Origin of the sequence: Microbacterium sp. MRS-1, assembly GCF_000585455.1 — a bacterium.
Taxonomy (GTDB): Bacteria; Actinomycetota; Actinomycetes; order Actinomycetales; family Microbacteriaceae; genus Microbacterium; species Microbacterium laevaniformans.
Genome location: NZ_JAUF01000086.1, coordinates 1 through 18,802 on the forward strand (window position 1 = coordinate 1; position 18,802 = coordinate 18,802).

General features: G+C 68.8%; 17 protein-coding genes and 4 tRNA genes. 11 read left to right on the forward strand and 10 right to left on the reverse strand.

The window, feature by feature from the left end; translation table 11 throughout:
- The 4 genes from AS96_RS13225 to AS96_RS13240 form a co-directional block, all read right to left on the reverse strand.
- A partial coding sequence (locus AS96_RS13225; protein ID WP_036290648.1) for a 3-hydroxyacyl-CoA dehydrogenase NAD-binding domain-containing protein occupies nt 1–2,116 on the reverse strand: 2,116 nt, incomplete at its 3' end.
- Between the two features lie 13 nt (nt 2,117–2,129).
- Nucleotides 2,130–3,332, reverse strand: coding sequence for a thiolase family protein (locus AS96_RS13230; RefSeq protein WP_036290650.1), 1,203 nt, complete (start codon nt 3,330–3,332; stop codon nt 2,130–2,132).
- A 72-nt stretch (nt 3,333–3,404) separates the two neighbouring features.
- A complete protein-coding gene (locus AS96_RS13235) occupies nt 3,405–4,601 on the reverse strand; it encodes a ribonuclease D (protein WP_016465224.1) in 1,197 nt (398 codons plus the stop codon).
- Complete coding sequence (locus AS96_RS13240) at nt 4,594–5,199, reverse strand: DUF3000 domain-containing protein (RefSeq protein WP_036290729.1); 606 nt, start codon at nt 5,197–5,199, stop codon at nt 4,594–4,596. The genes AS96_RS13235 and AS96_RS13240 overlap by 8 nt, the downstream gene beginning before the upstream one ends.
- A gap of 25 nt (nt 5,200–5,224) precedes the next feature.
- Here AS96_RS13240 and AS96_RS13245 point away from each other — a divergent pair, with 25 nt between their 5' ends.
- The 4 genes from AS96_RS13245 to AS96_RS13260 all read left to right on the forward strand — a co-directional run bounded on the left by AS96_RS13245 (nt 5,225) and on the right by AS96_RS13260 (nt 9,612).
- Nucleotides 5,225–6,466, forward strand: a complete 1,242-nt coding sequence (locus tag AS96_RS13245; RefSeq protein WP_005049508.1) for an alpha/beta hydrolase — start codon at nt 5,225–5,227, stop codon at nt 6,464–6,466.
- A complete protein-coding gene (zapE, locus tag AS96_RS13250) occupies nt 6,463–7,491 on the forward strand; it encodes a cell division protein ZapE (RefSeq protein ID WP_036290653.1) in 1,029 nt (342 codons plus the stop codon). The genes AS96_RS13245 and zapE overlap by 4 nt, the downstream gene beginning before the upstream one ends.
- A 191-nt stretch (nt 7,492–7,682) precedes the next feature.
- A complete protein-coding gene (locus tag AS96_RS13255; RefSeq protein WP_016465228.1) occupies nt 7,683–8,954 on the forward strand; it encodes an ammonium transporter in 1,272 nt (423 codons plus the stop codon).
- Nucleotides 8,955–9,045: 91 nt separating this feature from the next.
- Nucleotides 9,046–9,612 (forward strand): type II toxin-antitoxin system PemK/MazF family toxin, encoded by a 567-nt coding sequence (locus AS96_RS13260; RefSeq protein WP_005049512.1) that lies wholly within the window; start codon nt 9,046–9,048, stop codon nt 9,610–9,612.
- Between the two features lie 24 nt (nt 9,613–9,636).
- Here AS96_RS13260 and AS96_RS13265 read toward each other — a convergent pair whose 3' ends face one another.
- The 3 genes from AS96_RS13265 to AS96_RS13275 form a co-directional block, all read right to left on the reverse strand.
- Nucleotides 9,637–9,984, reverse strand: coding sequence for a YnfA family protein (locus tag AS96_RS13265; RefSeq protein ID WP_005049513.1), 348 nt, complete (start codon nt 9,982–9,984; stop codon nt 9,637–9,639).
- Nucleotides 9,985–10,038: 54 nt separating this feature from the next.
- Nucleotides 10,039–10,464: a hypothetical protein gene (locus AS96_RS13270; protein ID WP_005049514.1), complete on the reverse strand. Its 426-nt coding sequence runs from the start codon at nt 10,462–10,464 to the stop codon at nt 10,039–10,041.
- Nucleotides 10,465–10,548: 84 nt separating this feature from the next.
- Nucleotides 10,549–10,624 (reverse strand) — tRNA-Val (locus AS96_RS13275).
- A 160-nt stretch (nt 10,625–10,784) separates the two neighbouring features.
- Here AS96_RS13275 and AS96_RS13280 point away from each other — a divergent pair.
- The 4 genes from AS96_RS13280 (at nt 10,785) to AS96_RS13295 (ending at nt 12,022) form a co-directional block, all read left to right on the forward strand.
- A tRNA-Gly gene (locus tag AS96_RS13280) sits at nt 10,785–10,857 on the forward strand.
- 67 nt (nt 10,858–10,924) lie between these two features.
- Nucleotides 10,925–10,995, forward strand: a tRNA-Cys gene (locus AS96_RS13285).
- Between the two features lie 28 nt (nt 10,996–11,023).
- Nucleotides 11,024–11,095: transfer RNA gene (locus tag AS96_RS13290), tRNA-Val, on the forward strand.
- A gap of 417 nt (nt 11,096–11,512) precedes the next feature.
- Nucleotides 11,513–12,022, forward strand: a complete 510-nt coding sequence (locus AS96_RS13295) for a glycine cleavage system protein R (RefSeq protein WP_036290657.1) — start codon at nt 11,513–11,515, stop codon at nt 12,020–12,022.
- A 28-nt stretch (nt 12,023–12,050) separates the two neighbouring features.
- On the opposite strand, the gene AS96_RS13300 is transcribed toward AS96_RS13295, so the two are convergent.
- Nucleotides 12,051–13,211, reverse strand: a complete 1,161-nt coding sequence (locus tag AS96_RS13300) for an SLC13 family permease (RefSeq protein WP_081768069.1) — start codon at nt 13,209–13,211, stop codon at nt 12,051–12,053.
- A 182-nt stretch (nt 13,212–13,393) separates the two neighbouring features.
- Between AS96_RS13300 and thrS the strand changes: the two genes are divergently transcribed.
- The 3 genes from thrS to AS96_RS13315 are packed head-to-tail and all read left to right on the forward strand — an operon-like array spanning nt 13,394 to nt 16,453.
- Entirely contained in the window at nt 13,394–15,412 is a 2,019-nt protein-coding gene (gene thrS / locus AS96_RS13305; protein ID WP_036290663.1) for a threonine--tRNA ligase, read from the forward strand.
- Between the two features lie 13 nt (nt 15,413–15,425).
- Nucleotides 15,426–15,995, forward strand: coding sequence for an HIT family protein (locus tag AS96_RS13310; protein ID WP_036290666.1), 570 nt, complete (start codon nt 15,426–15,428; stop codon nt 15,993–15,995).
- The gene (locus AS96_RS13315; protein WP_036290668.1) at nt 15,992–16,453 is read left to right on the forward strand and encodes an SMI1/KNR4 family protein; all 462 of its coding nucleotides are present in this window, start codon (nt 15,992–15,994) and stop codon (nt 16,451–16,453) included. Before AS96_RS13310 ends, AS96_RS13315 begins: the two co-directional genes overlap by 4 nt.
- A 105-nt stretch (nt 16,454–16,558) precedes the next feature.
- Here the strand turns inward: AS96_RS13315 and pdxY are convergent, their stop codons facing one another.
- Nucleotides 16,559–17,410 carry a pyridoxal kinase PdxY gene (gene pdxY / locus AS96_RS13320; protein WP_016465235.1) on the reverse strand — a complete coding sequence of 284 codons (852 nt, stop codon included), beginning with the start codon at nt 17,408–17,410 and terminating at the stop codon, nt 16,559–16,561.
- Nucleotides 17,411–17,417: 7 nt separating this feature from the next.
- Complete coding sequence (locus AS96_RS13325) at nt 17,418–18,776, reverse strand: aminotransferase class I/II-fold pyridoxal phosphate-dependent enzyme (protein ID WP_036290671.1); 1,359 nt, start codon at nt 18,774–18,776, stop codon at nt 17,418–17,420.
- Between the last annotated feature and the right edge of the window lie 26 nt (nt 18,777–18,802).

The following is an 18,802-nucleotide window of genomic DNA, read 5'->3' on the forward strand; positions in this document are numbered from 1 at the left end:
GGTGGAAGGTGTCGCCGAACGCCCGCTCCGACGCGCCCTCGCGGTCGAGGTAGGGTGAGGCGCCGCCGTCGATGAACGGCCAGCCGGCGCCCAGGATGAGGCACAGGTCGATGTCTTCGACCTCGGGCACGACACCCTCGTCGAGCATCAGCTTGATCTCGGTGGCCAAGCCGTCCTGCACGCGGCGCAGGATCGTGTCGGCGGATGCCGGGGCCGACGCAACATGCCCCTTCAGCGCCTTCTCGGCGGCCTTGGTGAAACCGGTGACCCGTCCGCCCTTGTCCTTCTCGACGACCTCCGGCAGCTCTGCGAGCTGATGGAAGTTCTCGTTCGCGTAGAAGCGGTCGGGGAACGCATGGACCATCGTGTCTTGGACGTGCGCAGCGACCTTCCAGCCGACGAGATCGATCAGCTGGAACGGCCCCATCGGCAGGCCGAGCGGCGCGAACGCCTTCTCGACATCCGCGACGGGAGTGCCCTCATAGACGGCGCGGGCCGCCTCGCCCATGACCTTGGCCAGAAGACGGTTGACGACGAAGCCGGGGGCATCCGCGGTCAGCACCGCGTTCTTGCCGAGGCCCTTCGCCACCACGAAAGCGGTCGACAGCGCGGCATCCGTCGTGTCCGACGTCTTGACGATCTCGATCAGCGGCATGACCGCGACCGGGTTGAAGAAGTGGAATCCGACGAGCCGCTCGGGGTGCGCGAGCTTCGAGCCGATCTCCGCGACCGACAGCGACGAGGTGTTGGTCGCGAGAATCGCATCCTCGGCGACGATCTTCTCGATCTCACCGAAGACGGCCTGCTTGACGCCGACCTCCTCGAAGACGGCCTCGATGACGAAGTCGCAATCGGCGTACAAGCTCTTGTCGGTCGTCCCGGTCACGAGCGTGCGCAGCTTGTTCGCCGCATCGGCATCGAGGCGGCCCTTGGCCTCGAGCTTGCCGATCTCGTCGTGAATGTAGGCGACACCCTTGTCGACGCGGGCCTGATCCAGGTCGGTGATGAGCACCGGCACCTGGAGCTTGCGCACGAACAGCAGGGCGAACTGGCTCGCCATGAGTCCGGCACCGATGATGCCGACCTTCGTGACCTTCTTCGCGAGTGCCTTGTCGGGGGCGCCGACGGGTCGCTTCGCCCGCTTCTGCACGAGGTCGAAGGCGTACATGGATGCCGCGAACTGATCGCCCGTGACGAGATCGGCCAGAGCCTCGTCTTCCCGCGCGAAGCCTTCGGCCTTCGTGCCGCTCTTGGCCTTGTCGAGCAGTTCGAGCGCGGCGTAGGGGGAGCGGGGGACGGTGCCGATCTTGGATTCGAGCATGCCGCGGGCCATCTTGATGGCGATGGGCCACTTGGTGAGGCGCTCGATCTTGCCCGGCTCGTTCTTGCGCTCGACCTTGACGGCGCCCGTGAGCACCGCGTCGGCCCAGGCCAGGGAGCTCTCGAGGTAGGTCGCCGCGGGGAAGATCGCGTCGACGATCCCGTAGTCGAACGCCTGCTGCGGCTTCAGCATGCGGTTCTGCTTGAGCGGGTTGCTGATGACAACCTCGAGCGCGTTCTCGATGCCGATCAGGTTGGGCAGCAGGTACGCGCCGCCCCAGCCGGGGATGATGCCCAGGAACACCTCGGGCAGCGCGATCGCGGCTGCCGAGGCATCGACCGTGCGGTACGTCGAGTTCAGCGCGATCTCCAGGCCGCCTCCGAGAGCGAGGCCGTTCACGAAGGCGAAGGAGGGCACCCCGAGATCGCCGAGCGAGCCGAGCACTTTGTGGCCGAGCTGCGCGACCAGTCGGGCGTTATCCTTCGAGCCCACCCGAGTGATGTCGGAGAGATCGGCGCCGGCGGCGAGGATGTACTGCTTGCCCGTGATGCCGACGGCCTGGATCTCGCCGGCGGCGGCGCGGGCCTTGAGTGCCGCCAGCGTCTCTCCGAGCTGGGTGAGGGTCGCCGGCCCGAGGGTGTTGGGGCGCGTGTGGTCGCGACCGTTGTCGAGCGTGATCAGTGCGAGCACTTTGCCCGAGGGCAACGTGATGTCACGCACGCGCGAGTGGGTTACGACCTCACCGTCTGCGAGTGCGGTGAGCGGGGAGAAGTCGATCTCGTCGTAGTTCGTCATGTCCGTCGTCCTCTCAGCGCTTGCGACCGTTGTAGTGCGGGTTCTCCCAGATGACCGACCCGCCCTGGCCGAGCCCCACGCACATGGCCGTGAGGCCATAGCGGACGTCGGGGCGTTCGGCGAACTGCGCGGCGAGCTGGATCATCAGGCGCACGCCCGACGCGGCCAGCGGGTGGCCGAGGGCGATCGCCCCGCCCCACTGGTTGACGCGCGGGTCGTCGTCGGCGATGCCGAAGTGATCCAGAAGCGAGATGACCTGCACCGCGAAGGCCTCGTTGAGCTCGAACAGCCCGATGTCGGCGATGGTCAGACCCGCCTTCTTGAGCGCCTTCTCGGTGGAGGGGATCGGGCCGATGCCCATGATCTCCGGTTGCACTCCGGCGAAGGCGAACGAGACCATGCGCATCTTCGGGGTGAGACCGAGTTCCTTGACGGCGCCGCCCCCGGCGAGCAGCGACATCGTCGCCCCGTCCGTGAGCGGTGAGGACGTGCCGGCGGTGACCCGCCCGTGGGGACGGAACGGGGTCTTCAACGCGGCGAGGTCTTCCATCGTGGTCTGCGGGCGACGGCCCTCGTCCTCCGTCGCCAGGCCCCAGCTGCCCTCGGCATCCTTCACCGCGACGGGCACCAGATCGGGCTGGAACTTGCCGGCCTCGTATGCCGCCTGCGCCTTGTGCTGGCTGAGCATGCCGAAGCGGTCGGAGCGCTCCTTGGTGAGCTGCGGGAACCGGTCGAAGATTCTCTCGGCCGTCACGCCCATGTTCAGCGCACCCGGGTCGACCATCCTCTCGGCCACGAACCGCGGGTTGGGGTCGGCGTTTGCGCCGATGGGGTAGTGGCCCATGTGCTCGACGCCGCCGGCGAGGGCGACGTCGTACATGCCGGCGCTGATCGAGGCGCCCATCATGGCGACGCTCGTCATGGCGCCGGCGCACATCCGGTCGATCGCGAAGCCCGGCACGGTCTGCGGAAGGCCTGCGAGGATGGCCACGGAGCGCCCGAGCGTGAGGCCTTGTTCGCCCGTCTGACTCGTCGCGGCGATCGCGACGTCGTCGACCCGGTCGGCGGGAACCGCGGTGTTCCGCGCCATCAGTCCGATCGTCGCCTTCACGGCGAGGTCGTCCGCGCGGGTGTTCCAGTACATGCCCTTCTCGCCGGCGCGACCGAACGGGGTGCGCATTCCATCGACGAAGTAGACGTCCGAGAGCTCGGCCACACTGCCTCCAAGGGTTGAGATTCAGTCCAGCGTACGGTGAAACTCAGTCTCACGGAAACGCTTGGAACGATTCTACGACGCGAGGTCGGAGGCAGCCTCGGTGGTCTGCACGGATTCGACAAACGCGCCGGCGATGACCCTCGCCGTCGTCTCGATCTGCCACGGACGCGCGCCATGGGCCGCGAGCGCTTCGCCGATGGATGCCGCGTCGATCTCGGCCGGGGGAGCCCACGCGACCCGCCGCAGGGTGTCGGGGGTCAGAAGGTTCTCCGTCGGCATTCGCAGGTCGACGGCAAGCTGTTCCACGAGCGGGCGCGCCGCCTTCAGCCGGAGGTCCGCCGCCGGGTTGCGCTCCGCCCATGCCCGCGGAGGCGGCATTCCATCGCCGGAGGCGCGCTCCGCGGGCAACGCGGGATCGGCGCGGCCGGCCTCGATCGCGGCCCACCACCGGTCGAGCTGACTGCGGCTCGCGCGGCCAGTGAAGTCCTTGACGCGCGCCAGATCCTGCTTCGTCTTGGGGTCGGCGATGACGACGGCCACCAGAGCGCGATCGGGAACGAGTCGACCGGGCGAGGTGTCCTGCTCACGCGCGTACTCCTCGCGGGCGATCCAGAGGGCTCGCGCGATCGCCAGCGCTCGGCGACCGCGGACGGTGTGCAGACCGCTGAGGCGCCGCCAGGGCTCCTCGCGAGCGGGCTTCACGGGCCGCGTACGCACCGTCTCGAACTCCTGAGCCGCGATGTCGGTCTTCCCCTGCTCCTCGAGCTCGTCGCGCAGCACCTCGAAGACATCCACGAGGTGCAGCACATCCAGCGCGGCGTACTCGAGCCAGGGCTGAGGCAGCGGACGCGTCGACCAATCCGCCGCGGAATGCGCCTTCGCGAGGGTGATTCCCAACGTGTCCTCGACGACCGCGCCGAGGCCCACGCGCTCATGCCCGAGAAGACGGGCGGCGAGTTCGGTGTCGAAGATCTGAGGCGGCTCGAGGTTCTCCTCCCGAAGGGAGGGCAGGTCCTGGCTAGCGGCGTGGAGGATCCAGGTGATGTCTCCGATCGCCTCTTGCAGCGGCGACAGATCGCCCACCGCAGGAGGGTCGACGAGGAAGACGCCGGCACCGCGCCGGTACACCTGGATGAGATACGCCCGCTGCGAGTAGCGGAAGCCTGATGCGCGCTCCACGTCGACGGCCACCGGGCCGGTGCCCGCGGCGAGCGCGTCGGCGGCGGCGGCGAGGCCGGCGGCATCCGTGATGACGTCGTACTCAGCCACGCGTTCCCCTTCCTGATGCACCCCGCTGCGAGCCGAACACGGCGATGCCCTCTGATCCCGGCGGCAATCCCGCCAACATGCACACGAGCTCCGCCCACGCCTCGATGTGGGCCGTCAGGTCACCGGCGGGCGTCCAGGACGACCGCAATTCGATCTGCGCCCCGTCGCCCTCGGCGGCGAGCGAACCGAACCCCTTCGACAGGGTCTTGGTCGCCGTACCGGACTCCGAATGGAAGGCCGCGCCGCGCGCCTCGAGCGCATCGACGAGCCACGACCAGGCGACGTCCGCGAGCAGCGGGTCGACGCCGATCTCGGCTTCGAGTGGAGCTTGCGCAAAACACACGATACGCCACGGCCCACCCCATGCGTCCGGTTCGGCAGGGTCGTGCATGAGGACGAAGCGCCCGGTGCCGTAGGGCGAATCCAGCCCGTCCGCATCCGGACGGACGTCACCCGCGAAGGCGATCGCCTCCGGGGCGAGACTCGTCGGAGCGGCGATCTCGCGCACGGAGAAGTCAGACCGGAAAGTCAGGGACCGCAGCTGCTCTGCGGCGCGTGCGAAGGCCGGTGTCTCAGCGGCGGGACGGGTGTCATCCACGGTCACAGACTAGGATGGGCCCACGATGAAGGCACCCAGGCGCGCCGCCCTCGGCGCCTCACGAATCGGCGCTCCGGCCACCCTGCGGATGCTAGCCCTCTCCCTCGCTGCGGCCCTGTTCGCGACGGCCGCGATGGCTTTCGCCGTCGCACTGCGCATGGCACGTCGAGTGGTCACCCCGTCAACGCGCGTCCCCGACACGCGCATCGTCGACATCGACGTGTCCGCGCAGACGATCACGTTGGCACGCACGCCCGACACGGTGCTGCCCGGACGCTACGGCCTGTTCACGACCGGTTCCGCCGACTATCTCAAGGTGGGCTCGGTGCTGGCCAGCGACGGCGACACCGTCAAGCGGAAGCTGCTCACGCAGGTCGGCGGTCAGTCGAGCCTCGATGCCGACGCGGCGTTCAGCGGCTGGTACTACCAGCGCCCGGAGGAACTGCATCTGCCGTTCACGCGCGAGCACGTGCCGGCGGCGATCGGCGCCTGCCCGGCGTGGCTGTTCCCGGCAGAGCCGTCGAGCGACCTCGACGACGAGACCTGGGTCATCCAGATCCATGGACGCGGCACGACGCGTGCCGAATGCCTGCGTGCCGTGCCGGTGTTCCATGCTCTGGGCATCACGTCGCTCGTCGTGTCGTACCGCAACGACGGCGACGCTCCGCGCAGCCGTGCCGGAGCCTACGCGCTCGGCGCGACCGAGTGGCGCGATGTGGATGCCGCCGTCAGCTGGGCTCTGCGACACGGCGCCCGCCGCATCGTGCTCATGGGCTGGTCGATGGGCGGCGCGATCGCGCTGCAGACGTCGCTCGGCTCCGCGCACCGCGAGCAGATCGTCGGCGTCATCCTCGATTCGCCGGTGGTGGACTGGCGCACCGTCCTCTCCTATCAGGCCAAGGCGTTGCACGTGCCCGCGCCCGTCACCGATCTGGCGATGGGAGCACTGCGCACGGGATGGGCGGCGCCCGCGATCGGCGCCGACGGAGCGATTCCGCTCGACCGACTCGACATCGTGGCGCGTGCCGCAGAACTGCGCCATCCCGTGCTCATCCTGCACAGCGATGACGACGGGTTCGTCCCGTCCAGCGCCTCGCACCGCCTGGCCGATGCCCGACCCGACCTGGTCGAGTTGCAGGTGTTCCGCACGGCGCGTCACACGAAGCTCTGGAACTACGACCAGCAGCGCTGGACCGACGCGATCGGCGACTGGCTGCGCGCACACGACCTGGTGGGCGCACCGGCGGTCGACGAGGGAGAACGATGACATCCACCGACTCCGGCACGATTCGCCTCGTCGATCGTCAGCCGGCGGTGTCCGGCGCAGAGATGGTCGCCGCGCTGGTACCGCCGCCGCAGTTCGACGGCGCCACGTTCGACACGTATCGCGCAGACCCGGCGTTTCCTTCGCAGCAGGAGGCCAAGGAGCGACTCATCTCGTTCAGTCTCGGCGGAGGACCGGCAGAACGCGGAGGACTCTTCCGTCGTGCGAAGAAGGTGCCGGAGATGAAGCCGGGCGTGTATCTCGACGGCGGGTTCGGCGTCGGCAAGACCCATCTGCTCGCGGCCATCTATCACGCGATGCCGGCGCGACGGAAGTACTTCGGATCGTTCATCGAGTACACCGCGTTGGTCGGAGCACTCGGGTACCAGAAGACGGTCGAGCTCTTCCGCGGAGCGGACCTGCTGTGCATCGACGAGTTCGAGCTCGACGACCCGGGTGACACCATGGTGATGACCCGACTGCTGGGGGAGCTGGTCCCCACCGGAACGCGGCTCGCGGCGACATCGAACACCCCGCCCAATGCGCTCGGCGAAGGGCGATTCGCCGCGCAGGACTTCCTCCGCGAGATCCACGCCATGGCATCGAGCTTCGAGACCATCCGCATCGACGGCACCGACTACCGTCAGCGCGCCCTCGATGGGCACGCCGAGGTGTGCGACGACGCCGCCTACCGCGCGGCCATCGATGGCGCCGCGGCATCCGGTGTCGTCTCGGACGACGCGTTCGCCGAACTGATCCGCCATCTCGCGACCGTGCACCCTTCGCGCTACGTGCGCCTGATCGAGAACCTGTCGATGATCGGCCTGCGTGACGTGATCACTCTTCAGGACCAGTCCGCCGCACTGCGCTTCGTCGCCTTCGTGGACCGGGCATACGACGCGCAGATCCCGGTGCGCGCGACCGGTCGCCCCCTCGACGAGGTCTTCGGCGAAGAGATGCTCGCGGGCGGCTATCGCAAGAAATACCTGCGCGCGATCTCGCGCCTCAACGCGCTCACGCATTCCTGATCGCCCTCAGCGGCGATGCCCGCCACCCCGAAACGTGATGTTTACCTGGACGCGGCGCGCGTAACCAACGCGAAACACGACGCGGATACCGGCGGTAACCGCGTACCGCAACACTGAGTGCGCTGGGACGTCCCGACCCCGAAACCGCGGCGACCCGGTCCGAGTTACACAACACATCAGTGAGGACCTTCATGGACAGCGGAAATCTCGCTTGGTATATCGCCGCTACGGCTCTCGTGCTCTTTATGACGCCGGGCGTGGCTTTCTTCTACGGCGGCCTCGTCAAGGCGAAGAGCGTCATCAGCATGATGATGATGAGCTTCGGCGCGATGGGTCTCGTCGCGGTGCTCTGGATCCTCTACGGATACAACATGCAGACCGCCGACTGGTGGGGCGGCATCCTGGGCAACCCCTTCTCCGACTTCGGCCTCGGCGCGATGGCGACCGGTGAGAACGCGACCGTGAACCTCACGGCCGTCGCCTACGGCGCCACCTTCGCGATCATCACCGTGGCCCTCATCTCCGGCGCCATCGCCGACCGCGCCCGCTTCGGCTCGTGGATGATCTTCGCGTTCTTCTTCGCGACGATCGACTACTTCGCCGTCGCCGGCTGGGTGTGGAACACCAACGGCTGGATCTTCAACCTCGGAACCACCCTGGGCTTCTCGACCGAGGTGATCGACTACGCCGGTGGAACCGCTGTCCACATCAACGCCGGTGCAGCCGCGCTCGCTCTCGCCCTGGTGCTCGGCAAGCGCGTCGGCTTCCAGAAGGGCATCCACAAGCCGCACAACGTGCCGCTGGTGATGCTGGGAGCAGCGATCCTGTGGTTCGGCTGGTTCGGCTTCAACGCCGGCGCCGCGGCCTTCTACGCCGCCCCCGAGGGCACGAGCGGTGACATCCTCTCCGGCATCGCCGGGGTCGGATCGCCTGCCGGCCTCATCGTCCTGAACACGCTGGGAGCGACCGCTGCCGCCATCCTCGGTTGGGCGATCGTCGAGAAGCTGAAGGACGGAAAGCCGACCGCCGTGGGCGCCGCCTCGGGTGCCGTCGCGGGTCTCGTCGCCATCACGCCCTCCTGCGCCAACCTGGCACCGGGCTGGTCGCTGCTGCTCGGTGTCATCGCCGGCGCGGTGTGCGCCCTCGCGGTGGAGCTCAAGTGGCGTCTCGGCTTCGACGACTCGCTCGATGTCGTGGGCGTCCACCTCGTCGGTGGTCTGATCGGAACGCTGTACCTCGGCTTCTTCGCCACGGGCACGGGCCTGTTCCTCGGCGGCAACGCCGACCAGCTGATCCTCCAGGCGATCGCTGCCGTCACCGTGCTGGTGTTCTCCTTCGTGGTCGCCTACGTGCTGGGCTTCATCATCGAGAAGACGATCGGCTTCCGCGTCAAGAACGAGGACGAGATCGCCGGCATCGACACCGTCGTGCACGGTGAAGAGGGCTACGCGCTCGTCGACTGACACGAATCCCTCGAAGGGGCGTCGGATCTCACGATCCGGCGCCCCTTCGGCGTGTGCGAACACATCCGACAGCGATTGGTAGCGTGAAGCCATGGCATCTCGCGACGGACGCGGCACTCTGACATCGCTCGTCCGGGGGATTCTCGGCCTCTTCGGTGGCCGCTCCCGCCCCTCGGCGCCCGCGAGGACGCCGGGGCCGTCGCGGCCCACCGCCCCCACGACGCTCAGCCCCGGTCAGGACGGACAGACGGCGACACGCGAGGTCCGCCCGCCGGCGCGTGGCGGTCTGACGATCAGATACGCCCCACAGCGTGACGGGGCTCCGGATGCCGGGGAGGTCGTGTGGACCTGGGTGCCGTACGAGGAGAACGACGGGCGCGGCAAGGACCGCCCCGTCCTGGTGATCGGCCACGACGGCGCCGACCGGGTGTTCGCGGTGCGTTTGACCAGCAAGGCCCACGATGGCGACCGTGATTACCTCTCCATCGGCACCGGGGCGTGGGACTCGCAGGGCCGGCCGTCGTGGGTCGATATCGAGCAGCTCTACAGCGTGCACGTGCGCGGGATGCGACGCGAGGCCGCAGCCCTGGACCGTCGACGGTTCGCGGGGGTCGCCGCGGCACTTCAGGGTCGCTACGGCTGGCTGAGCGAGGTCTGAGCGGCCCGGCGCACCCGGTGCCGGCTACTCCGCCCCGCGCTGGAGTGCGGGGGCGAAGATGATGATCGCGGCTCCGAGAAGCGCCACAGCCGAGCCGATGTAGTCCCAGAGCGTGGGTTTGAAGCCGTCGATGACGATTCCCCAGGCAAGGGAGCCGGCGACGAAGACTCCACCGTACGCCGCGAGCACACGCCCGAAGTGTGCGTCGGGCTGGAAAGCCGCGACGAACCCGTAGCCGCCGAGGGCGATCACCCCGAGCACGGCGAACAGCCACCCCCGGTTCTCACGGACCGACTGCCAAATGAGCCAGGCCCCGCCGATCTCGGCGATCGCCGCGAGCACGAACAGGATGATGATCCGCGCGGTGGTCATCACGCCAGTTTGTCAGGCGGACGTATCGGCCGTGTTTCCCGTGCCGGTGCGAGATCATCTCGGCATCCGGGCGAGGAACGGCCGTGGCCAGGCCCCGAGGGCGAGAACGGCGAGCACGGTCTGCAGGAGCCCGGTCGTGAAGTAGATGCCGTGCATCGGGGACCAGACCAGCAGCAGGGCGATCTCGACGAAGATCCAGATCATCATCACGAGACCGGATGCCGCGTGCAGCCCCCATGCGATGGAGTATCGCCCTCGCTGCGCGACGATCGCCAGCAGCTGAGAGCCGCCGACGATGACGCCGAGGATGAGTCCCGGCCACACCCACGACGAGAAGGGCGTGCGCTCGAGCCACTCGTGCGGCATTCCGACACGGTCGCCGCCCACGAGCACGAGGAGCACGCACCCGGCAACGGACGATGCCAGATTGAAGAGGGCGACGACCACCAGCGTCACGCGGATGCCGGGGGAGACGCTCACGATCGTGACGCTACGCGTCAGCGCCACCGGGTGTTCGATTGTTCGCCGTGAATAGAGAAACCCCCGGCGGGGCCGGGGGTTTCGTGGTGGGCGATACCAGACTCGAACTGATGACCTCTTCCGTGTGAAGGAAGCGCGCTACCAACTGCGCCAATCGCCCAAGACCCGTGCGGGCCGAGACTCGATGCTACCGGATGCCGGGCGCTGACACGAATCCTGTGGCCGCCCAGACCGCGAGACACGCGCGGGCGGCGCTCGGTTTTGCGATGGCGAAATAGTCGGCTAAAGTCGATCAAGTTCCCGGGGCAACCAGGGAGCATGCGGATGTAGCGCAGTTGGTAGCGCATCACCTTGCCAAGGTGAGGGTCGCGAGTTCGAGTCTCGTCATCCGCTCGAGTGCAGGGATCGTTTTTCGAAACGATCACGGCACGTGGGGTCAAACCACACGGTTAATCCACACGGTGGCGTGGCCGAGCGGCTAGGCACCGGCCTGCAAAGCCGTTTACACGGGTTCGAATCCCGTCGCCACCTCGCCTCATAACTGAACAAGCCTGTACAGGCGCGATTGGCGCAGCGGTAGCGCGCTTCCCTGACACGGAAGAGGTCACTGGTTCGATCCCAGTATCGCGCACAGAATAAGCCCCGGTTAGCCGGGTTTTTTTTGTGCCCGGAAGGTGCGGCGCAACGTGTGCAGACCGCGCCGGGACCATGGGCAGAGCCGGAAACGCAGAGAGGCGGGACGCGGCACTGCGACCCGCCTCTCCATAGCTCGCATCAGCTATCGAAAGTGGAACTCGATGACCCCCAGGCCATCACGATCACCATAGGGTGTTGCGATCCCGCGAGGCAACGAAAAGGCGGGACGTTTGCATCTGACGTCCCGCCTTGCGCAGTTCATCTCGGGGGATTGCTCTGCGATCGTGATGGTCCCCAGACCGTTCACCCTCTCACCGTAGCCACACCCGATCCGAGAGGACGTCATGGCGTCCGGCGTGGCGTCGCGCAGCAACGCTCGCACCCTCCGCAGCCTGAGCGTTAGGCTCGCCGCATGGCCCACCTCGTGCTCACTGTCGTCGGCGACGATCGTGCCGGACTCGTCAGCGCTCTCGCCCGCACCATCGCCGATCATGGCGGTAACTGGGAGCAGAGCGAGCTCGCCGAACTCGCTGGCGCCTTCGCCGGCATCGTGCTCGTCGCGGTGCCCGACGACCAGCAGCAGGCCCTCACGAGCGCCCTCAGCGGCCTCGACGGGCTGCTGCGTGTGACGACGCACGACGCGCCGGCCGCGGCATCCGTCGATGCGCCTCACACCGTCTCGTTCACCGTCCTGGGCAACGACCGCCCGGGCATCGTCCGCGACGTCACCGCCGCCATCGCCGCCCACACGCTCAGCATCGACACCTTCCGCAGCCGCACCCTCGAGGCCCCCATGGCCGGCGGCACGCTGTTCGAGGCGACCGTCACCGTCAGCCTGCCGGCGGCGGCGGATGCCGAGACGCTCACCGCCGCACTCGAAGCCCTCGCCGGCGAGATCCAGGTCGACCTCACCGTCGCCTGAGTCGAACGCGCGTCTGCGTGAGCAGTCGTCAGTGCAACGCCAGCGGGAGGACGGCGAGCGCCACCGTGAGCGGGGCGACGACCAGACCCAAGAGGATGTAGCGCTTCCAGGGCACATCGACGCCGACGGCGTGCAGACGCTCGTGCCAGAGCAGGGTCGCCAGTGACGCCCACGGCGTGATCAGCGGACCCGCGTTGACGCCGATGAGCAGAGCGGCGAGCCGCACGGGGGAGCCTGCGGCGGATTCGAGAGCAAGGTAGGCCGGCAGGTTGTTGACCACGTTCGCGCCCAGCATGCCGACCCCGGCGACCTGCCAGAGCGAGACGAGGTCTTCTCCCGAACCGGTCGCCGCGGCAAGGAGGGCGCCCGACCCGAGCGCCTCGGCCGCACCGACTGCCAGGAAGAGCCCCGACGCGAAGACGACCAGCTGCCACGGCACGAGCGCCCAGCGCAGCGCCGTCGGCGAGCGCCAGGCGAAGACGGCGGCGAGCACGACGGCGGCGCCGAGCGCCGGCATCCACGGCGGGATGCCGACGACCAGCAGCGGCATCATGACGACGAGCACGACGGCGGAGATCCGCAGGAGCACGGGGTCGGACACCCGCGGGGGACGGGCGGGGGTGAAGCGACCCCGCAGGTCACGTCGGTTCGTGAGCCACAGCAGGATCACCGTGACGACCGTCGCGATGATCGCCGACGGTCCCAGAAGGCCCAGGAAGCCGAGCGCGTCGAGATCGCCGAGCCGATGCGCGGCGAGCAGGTTGGTGAGGTTGGAGACCGGCAGGAACAGCGACGCGGTGTTGGCCAGCCACACGGTCGCGAAGGCGAAGGGCATCGGCGAGAGCCCATTGGCGCGGGCGACCGCGACGACCACCGGCGTCAAGAGCACGGCCGTGGTGTCCAACGACAGGAACGCCGTCACGACGGCGGCGAACGCCACCACCATGAGCCACAGCAGGATCACCCGACCTCGCGACAGTCGCGCCAGGCGCGCTGCGGCGGCGTCGAACACGCCGGCCCGGGCGGCGAGTTCGGCGACGATCGTCACGGCGACGACGAACAGGAGGATCGGCCACACACGGTCGCCGATCTCCAGCGCCGCATCCAGCGGAAGAACTCCGAACACGACGGCTGCGCCGCCCAGGAGCAGGAGCACCGCTCCGATCACGGCAAGCATCACGGCATCCATCATGGACCCTCATCGACCCGTCCCGTGCGGCGATAGACTGCACATATGGAACTGAGCCGGATCACCGCCTTCGCGACCGGCGCGCGCACGCCCGGCGTACGAACGATCTGGGCCTGAGCGGGCAGGGCGCACGGCGCCCGAAGCTGAGCACCCCATCCGATCCCTCTTCTGGAGACCTTCCCTTGACCGATGTCTCACCCGCGGCGGACGTGACCTATCCCGCCGACGGCTTCGCCCTGTTCCCCGACCGCTCCGTCGTCGCTCTGCGCGTCAACGGCGACCTGAAAGACCTCTCGACCATCGTCACGGCCGATGACGCGGTCGAGCCCGTTCTGATCGACAGCGCCGACGGCCTGTCGATCCTGCGCCACTCCACCGCGCACGTCATGGCTCAGGCCGTGCAGCGCATCAAGCCGCAGTCGAACCTGGGCATCGGCCCGCCGATCACCGACGGCTTCTACTTCGACTTCGGCAACGTCGACCCGTTCACTCCCGAGGACCTCAAGGCCATCAAGAAGGAGATGGAGCGCATCGTCCGCGAGAACCAGCGCTTCGTCCGCCGCGTGGTCGACGAGACCGAGGCGCGAGAGCTCATGGCCGACGAGCCGTTCAAGCTCGAGCTGATCTCGCTCGCGGGCGGCCCGGGCTCCGGGGCGAACGCCGCAGAAGGCGCCTCGGTGGAGATCGGCGCCGGCGAGCTCACCGTCTACGAGAACGTCAACCGCGACGGCGAGGTCGTCTGGCGCGACCTCTGCCGCGGGCCTCACGTTCCCGGCACGCGCTATGTCGCCAACGGCTGGGATCTCACCCGCGTCGCCGGCGCCTACTGGCGCGGCAGCGAGAAGAACCCGCAGCTGCAGCGCATCTACGGCACCGCGTGGCCCACGAAAGACGAGCTGCGCGCCTACCAGCAGCGTCTGGAAGAGGCGGCCAAGCGCGACCACCGCAAGCTCGGCAAGGAGCTCGACCTCTTCTCGTTCCCCGACGAGATCGGCCCCGGCCTCAGCGTTTTCCACCCCAAGGGCGGCATCATCCGCTACGAGATCGAACGCTACATGCGCGAGCGTCTGCTCGCCAGCGGCTACGAGGTCGTGAACACGCCGCACATCACGAAGGGCGACCTGTTCATGACGAGCGGCCACCTGCAGTGGTACGCCGACGGCATGTACCCGCCCATGGTGCTCGACGAGGTCGTGGATGCCGACGGTCACGTCAGCCGCGAGGGCCAGGAGTACTACCTGAAGCCCATGAACTGCCCGTTCCACAACCTGATCTTCCGCTCGCGCGGCCGCTCCTACCGCGAGCTGCCGCTGCGCCTCAGCGAGTTCGGGTCGGTGTACCGCTACGAGAAGAGCGGCACCCTCTCGGGCCTCACGCGCGTGCGCGGCATGACCCAGGACGACACCCACATCTACGTGACGGCCGACCAGGTCAAGGGCGAGCTCACCCACAGCCTCGACTTCGTGCTGCAGACCCTCCGCGACTACGGCCTCAACGACTTCTACCTGGAGCTGTCGACGAAGGAAGACGGCAACCCGAAGTTCATCGGCGCCGACGAGCTCTGGACGGAGGCGACCGAAACCCTGCGCGAGGTGGCCGAGGCATCCGGGCTCGAGCTCGTGCCCGACCCGGGCGGCGCCGCCTTCTACGGGCCGAAGATCTCGGTGCAGGCGCGCGACGCGATCGGCCGTACCTGGCAGATGTCGACCATCCAGCTCGACTTCAACCAGCCCGAGCGGTTCGAGCTCGAGTACACCGGCCCCGACGGCGAGAAGCACCGCCCGGTGATGATCCACCGCGCGCTCTTCGGCTCGGTCGAGCGGTTCTTCGCGATCCTGCTCGAGCACTACGCGGGCGCCTTCCCGGTGTGGCTCGCGCCCGTGCAGGTCGTCGGCATCCCCGTCGCGGACGACTTCGCGCCCTACCTCGATGAGATCGTCGCGCGCCTGCGCGCTTCCGGCGTGCGGGCCGAGGTCGACCACTCCGACGATCGGATGCCGAAGAAGATCCGCACGCACACCACCCAGAAGGTGCCGCTGCAGCTGATCGCGGGGGAGCAGGACCGCTCCGCCGGTACCGTCTCGTTCCGTTTCCGTGACGGGTCGCAGACCAACGGCATCCCGGTGGATGAGGCGATCGACAAGATCGTCGCCGCGATCGCCGGCAAGCTGCTCGTCAACACCGCCGAGGACCTGGCGTGAGAGGGCCCGGTCGGTGAGCGAGCCGGAGGCGAGTCGAAACGCCGACGCCGCCCTCGAGGACGCCGCGACGTTCGCGGCCGTCCCCGACGCCTTCCAGCGGCTCTGGACGCCGCACCGTATGGCCTACATCAACACGGGCGCCGATGCCCTCCGGGGCTCGGGCTGCCCGTTCTGCGCCGCGCCGCAGAAGTCGGATGCCGAGGGGCTCATCGTCCACCGCGGTGTCACGTCCTACGTGCTGCTGAACCTGTTCCCGTACAACTCGGGTCACATGCTGGTGTGCCCGTACCGCCACATCGCGACGTACGACCAGGCCACGCCGGAGGAGGTCGCCGAGATCGGCGCTCTCACACAGACCGGGATGCGGGTGCTCCGCGAGGTCTCGCGCTGCGACGGCTTCAACATCGGCATGAACCAGGGCGCGGTCGCCGGCGCGGGGGTCGACGAGCACCTGCACCAGCACATCGTTCCGCGGTGGAGCTCGGACGCGAACTTCTTCCCGATCATCGCGCGTACGAAGGCGCTGCCGCAGCTGCTCGGCGAGGTTCGCGAGGCCGTCGCGGCCGCCTGGCCGGCGGCGTGAGCCCGGGCGGTCCGGACGACGGCGCGGAGCCGTTCACGGTCGACGCGCGGCGCCTGCGCACGCTCCCGGCATCCACTGTGGAGTTGTGCGGAGACATCACCGCGTTCGACGCTCGCCGCGCCGAGGCAGAGACGCGCGAGCGTCAGGACCCGCTGTACTGGGTCGACCTCGAGGTGCCACGGGGATGGGTGCTCGTCGGCGACAACGGCCAGGGCGATGAGTGGTGGCTCGGTCCGCGTGGCGACGTCTGGTTCTTCGACCACGTCGACGGCGAACGGGCCGTGTCGCGCTTCGCGCCGATGCACCTCTCGATCACGCAGTGGCTGATGGTGGGGCACGTGCTGCACGCGCTCGAGCAGTTCGACGAGGCGAATGATGCCGCCGTGGAGCGCACCCTCGCCGCACTGGATGCGATCTCGCCCGAGCTCGGTGTGCGCTGGCCATACGAGCTGGTCTGACCAGGCAGGGCGTTTCGACTCGCTGCGCTCGCTCAACGACCGGGGAAGGGCGCGAAGTCCCGGTCGTTGAGCGAGGCGCGCAGCGCCGAGTCGAAACGCCGAACCTCAGCGCACCCGGGTGACGGGGAACTGCAGGCGCGGGTGGGCGTAGAACTCCTGCGCCTCGACCAGCTGCAGTTCGCGCTGCCCGGAGTCGAACGTCGTCTGCAGTAGGTCGTACACACTCGACACGGTCTTCGCCAGCGCATCTGCGGCGTCGCCGCTCGCACGATAGTGGGCCGTGAACAACGCCGCCGTGACGTCGCCCGACCCGTTCGCCTTCATGGGGATGCGCGGCGTCTGCACGATCCACGCGCCGTCATCGGTCACGGCAAGCATCTCGATCGTGCCTTCGGGGGCATCCGGACGCTCGACCGACGTGACGAGCACGGTGCGCGGGCCCATCGCGCGCGCGGCATCCGCCGACGCGAGCGTCGAGGCGAGGTCCGTCGGCTCGGTTTCCGTGAGGAAGCCGAGCTCGAACTGGTTGGGCGTGATGATGTCGGCCGCCGGCACGACGCGATCGCGGAGCAGCACGGGGATCGCCGGAGCGACGAAGCACCCACTCTTGGCGTTGCCCATCACGGGATCGCAGGAGTACACCGCCGCAGGATTGGCCGCTTTCACGCGCGCCACCGCATCGAGGATGACGTCCGCGATGCCCTCCCCGCCCTGATAGCCGCTGAGCACGACGTCGATCTCCCCGAACACGCCCCGCTCCTCAATGCCCGTGATGACGTCGCGGACGTCGTCGGGGGCGATGAGCGGACCGCGCCAGGCGCCGTAACCGGTGTGGTTGGAGAAGTTCACGGTGTACACCGGCAGCACCTCGACGCCGATGCGCTGCAGCGGGAACACGGCGGCCGAGTTGCCGACGTGGCCGTACGCGACGGCGGACTGGATGGAGAGGATCTTCATCGGGCGATCATCCTGCTTTCGAGGTCGCGGCTGCGGCGGGGATCGCCGCGGCCAGGTCGGTGGCCAGACGCGCGAGATCGGCGTCCGAGAGGTCGTGGACGGTGATGCGCAGATGGCGGGCGGCGCGCGCGCCTTCGAGCACGAACTCGTCGCCCGGACGCACGAGCCATCCGCGACGCATGAGCTGCTCGGATGCCGCGCGCGCCGGAACCGGCAGCGACACCCAGAGGCTCAGACCGTCGCCCGCGACCACCGGGACGCCCGCCGCGGTGAACGCCGCGGCGGCCGCGCGGTTGCGCGCGGCGTAGTGGGCGGATGCCGCTGCCACCGCCGCGAGGGCGTCCGGATCGGTGAGCTGTTCGAGCGCCACGCGCTGGAGGAGGTGGCTGACCCACGTCGCGCCCGGATTGAGGCGCTCAGCGAGCCGCTCGGCCGTGTCGGGGTCGGAGGCGACCACGGCGAGACACATGTCGGGCCCCAGGAACTTCGAGACGGACCGGATGAGCGCCCAGCGCCGATGGGACGCGGAGATCACCGAGTGAAAGGGCTGCGCCGACAGCATCGAGAAATGGTCGTCCTCGATGACGAGGACATACGGGTGGTCGGCCAGCAGTGTGCGCAGCGCCGCAGCGCGCTCGGCACTGAGGCTCGCCCCCGTGGGGTTCTGAGCCCGAGGAGTGAGCAGCACGGCGCGCACCCCGGCATCCAACGCGGCCTGGAGCCCGGCGACGGTCATGCCCTCATCGTCGACGGGGACGGCGATGGGGCGGTAACCGCCGAGGCGAACCGTGTTCAGGCTCGCGAGGAAGCACGGGTCCTCGAGAGCCACGGCATCGTCGCGCGTCAGCGTCTGGGCGAGCAGACGTTCGATCGCGTCGGAGGCGCCGCCCGTGATCGTGAGACGCAGCGCGCGGTCGTCTCCGACGGCGGCCCGCATCCACTCTTCGGACCACGCTGCCAGGTCGCGGTCGATGACGGGTTCGCCGTACAGCACCGGCCGACCCGCGATGCGACTGAGGGCTGGATGCAGATCGGGGATGAGTGCCGGGTCGGGGTTGCCCGCCGCGAGGTCGCGCAGCACCGTGCCGCGTGCGAAGCCTTCTTGCGCCACGGGGGTGCGTTCGGCGACGCGCGTGCCGGCGCGGCCGCGGGCCTCGACGAGCCCGGCCTGCGTCAGCAGACGATACGCGGACACGACGGTGTTGCGATTGACCCCCAGCTCGTCGGCGAGGGTTCGCACCGGAGGCAGTGCCGAGCCGGGCGCCAGCTCGCCGCGCTCGATCCTCTGTCGCACGCTGTCGGCGATATCGGTCGCGGTGGCCCCGGCGATGCGCAGCACGGAGGAGGCATCGGGGACGGCGTTCACGGTGATCAGTGTATGTGACAGGACAT